Source organism: Streptomyces sp. UW30 (assembly GCF_008042075.1).
Classification (GTDB): domain Bacteria; phylum Actinomycetota; class Actinomycetes; order Streptomycetales; family Streptomycetaceae; genus Streptomyces.
The window spans coordinates 1-3,018 of sequence record NZ_RDBN01000130.1 but is presented as its reverse complement, the minus strand read 5'-3'; the positions used below and the strand labels follow the sequence as shown (position 1 = coordinate 3,018).

3 protein-coding genes and 1 pseudogene are annotated in these 3,018 nt (G+C 64.7%); all 4 read right to left on the bottom strand.

The annotated features are described in order from the left end of the window. Positions 1–300, bottom strand: a 300-nt coding sequence (locus EAO75_RS46875) for a hypothetical protein (RefSeq protein WP_222724048.1), incomplete at its 3' end; no start/stop codon positions are given. A gap of 2 nt (positions 301–302) precedes the next feature. Further along, positions 303–482, bottom strand: a pseudogene (locus EAO75_RS48850) (DegT/DnrJ/EryC1/StrS family aminotransferase); the annotation flags it as partial. A 63-nt stretch (positions 483–545) separates the two neighbouring features. Beyond that, complete coding sequence (gntD, locus tag EAO75_RS44800) at positions 546–1,553, bottom strand: guanitoxin biosynthesis L-enduracididine beta-hydroxylase GntD (protein ID WP_187284864.1); 1,008 nt, start codon at positions 1,551–1,553, stop codon at positions 546–548. Positions 1,554–1,570: 17 nt separating this feature from the next. Next, positions 1,571–3,018: class I SAM-dependent methyltransferase (locus EAO75_RS44795; protein ID WP_261989723.1), on the bottom strand; the 1,448-nt coding region annotated here is incomplete at its 5' end.

Sequence of the window (3,018 nt, the reverse complement as noted above, 5' to 3'; positions counted from 1 at the left end):
CATCGACGAGCAGGAGACAGGGACGCATGACTTCTCTCCGGAGAGGACGCAGCGGACGAGGCCGCTGAAGTGGATCTGTTCTTCGGACGAGCACGGGGGCACGACCGGGATGCTGAACGTTGGGGCCAGTGGTCCCTGGTCCGGGCGGCAACTTGGAGTGGTGAAGCTGCAGACTCCTGCGAAACCCTTGGTGCCGACCATGGCACCGTCCGGGTGGACTGCGCCCATGGCCTGGGTGCAGTCCTGAATGACGCAGCGGACATTGGAAATGCCGACGACCCTGCCGTCGAAACGGACCACGATCACACGCTCGGCGTCGCCCGAGAGCAGTTTGGTATCCGCCAGGAACCTGTCGCGGCGAACGTCGTCGCCGGGAGGCGGACCCGATCTCCCACCGCCGGCCTCGTCGCGGGCAGGACCAGATGCCGAGCTTGCGTTGCGTTGCCCACGCCGTGCACGTGCCGTGCGCCCGACAGTTGACAGAAGTTGACCCCTAGCGCAGACGCCGTATTTCATGCACCTGCCGGCAGCACAGATCMCCTACCTCAGCCGATCACTCGGCAGGCGGATGAGCGACGCAGACCGCGCGAAGGGCGAAGGTTCCTTGTCACCGTGAGCTTCTTGAGCCAGCGGTCACGTCCGTCGTACCTCGCGCGGAAGGGACGTCGGCCGTGTACCGCGGTGAAGTTGTCGACGTAGACGATGTCGCCTGGCTCGAGAACGACGTCGTACTCAGAGATCATGAGCTTCTCGCAGATCTCCTTGAGCGCCTCCTCGGCCTCGGGGTCGGTCCCGAAGGTCGTCATGTAGAAGGGGTCAAGTCGCAGGTAAGGCTCGTCGGGGTGACCGAAGAGGACGGCCACGGGCTCCGGATTGTCCCGCAGCTTCTGGATCTCTGACAGTCCGAAATGGGCCCCGTCGTCGGGGGTCTGACCCAGATGCTCGGTGTCGGGATAGATCACGTAACGGGGCTCGGAGAGGATCTTCTTGGCATCTTCGCTGAGCTCGATGTCCCGAATCGAGGCGACCGTCGTGGGGACCCGGTCGAGGTTACGGATGCCGAGCAGGCCGACATAATCGCACCGATAGGGATGGAACGCGTCCTCGGTGTGCCACCCGAGCAGGACGTCACTGCTGTGGCCGCTCTGCTCGTTCTCGACGCCCGGCAGGGGCAGGACGTTCTGAATCAGACTGCCGTTCTGGATCGTCGACCAACCGTAGACCTCGCCGAGGCACATACCGGTAAGTGCGAAGAAGAGTTCCTCTCTCCGCAACGAGTCGGGTTCGGCCCAGCTCGCCGGGGTTGGCTCGATCCCCTCCGGGTCCAGGCGGAAGCCTCGGATCGCGAACGCGCTACCGGTCTCCGCGTTGCGGAAACCGCTCAGCGCCTCGCGTAGACCCGCGGGGACGCCGGCAAGATACCGCCACGCAAGGTCGTACAGGGCACCGGACCTCGGGTCGTGCCCTGCTCGCATGATGTCGTGGATGACAGCGTCGAGCGCCTCGTTGTCTTCTTCGCTCAGCACATAGGTCACGAGCGTCTTGGGGGGCATGCGTGTATCCGCCTCTCTCATTTAACGGCTTTGACGGCGACCATCGAGTCGGCCCACCAGTAGGTGCAGTCACTCGGCGGCGCGAGATCGCGCACCACCTCCACCGAGAACGAGGAGAAATGCCTGAGCAAGCTGCGCTGGTGGGAGCGTCCGACGGTGTCGATCTCGTTGGTGTAGTAGGAGAAGACGCCTCCGGTCCGAAGATGGGCGGCGGCCGCCTCGAAGAAGTTCTCCGCGTAGTTGGTGCTGTGCACGACCGTGTCGCGATACTCGCGCTCGTTGGTCGGATAGGTGTCGAAGAAGATCGCGTCGAACTGTCCGAGCTGGTCGATCGCCTCGTCCCAGAACCCGCGAACCAGCCGGATGTCGCGGTCCGGGTAGCCTTCGCGCCACCGTTCGAAGGCGACGATGACGTCTTCGTTCGGCTCGATGATCGTGTGGGAAGCTGCTCCGAACTCCTGGATGAAGGTGGCCGAGATTCCCATGCCGAAGCCCACCTCCAGCACGTGCCCTCGGCTCTCGGTGACGTGGGCCGCCATGGCCCGCATCAGCGGGCGCTCCCAGTCCTGCATGACCTCCTGGCCCTCGATGACCAGCTGCGAGGGCGTGTATCGAGCTCCGCTCCGATCCCAGGACCCATTGATGACAGGTCGGTCGACACCGCGTATCTGCGACGCGACGAGCCGGTCCAGATGTTCCAGATCCGACTGGAGTTCGCTGAGAGAACGTTCCAGCATCCAGGTGCGACGGTGACCGATCGGCGTCCCGAGGAATTTTGGATCGCTGACCGAGACCGTCACGTCGAACGCTGCGGAACGTGTCTTGAAGGTCTCCTTGGCGGCGGGACGGGGAGAGTCGCGCCGTACCAGGTCCCCCACGAGCTCCGTGAGATCCGACAGACGGCTGTGCTCCATGAGTTGACGCAGCGGAACCCGGACTCCGAACACCGCGCCGATTCGCGCACTGAGACGTGCGATCTTCAGCGAATCGCCACCAAGATCGAAGAAGTCATCTCTCCCAGTGGCCGGGGCAGTGCCCAGCAACGACTCCCAGATGTCCGAGAGCTCGGCTTCGGTGCGAGAGAAGGACCGGGCCGCCCCCTTCGGGTCGGCGACGATACGCCCGGCAGCGGGCAGCGCCGCCCGGTCGACCTTGCCCCCAGGCGTGAACGGCAGCGCGTCGAGTGTTGCCCACTTCGCCGGGACCATGTGGTCCGGGAGCCGCTTCCGGAGGTTCTCGGCGAGCTCCCGCACATCCACCTCTCCCACGACGTAAGCCGTGATCGCGACCTCGTCACGGTCCCTTTCGGCTTGAGCGTGAGCCGCGCGGACGCCCGGATGAGTACGCAGAGCGTGCTCTACCTCGCCGAGCTCGACCCGGAAACCACGGATCTTGACCTGGTTGTCCCGTCTGCCGTGAAACTCAAGAACGCCATCTGACCGCCTGCGGACCATGTCCCCAGTCC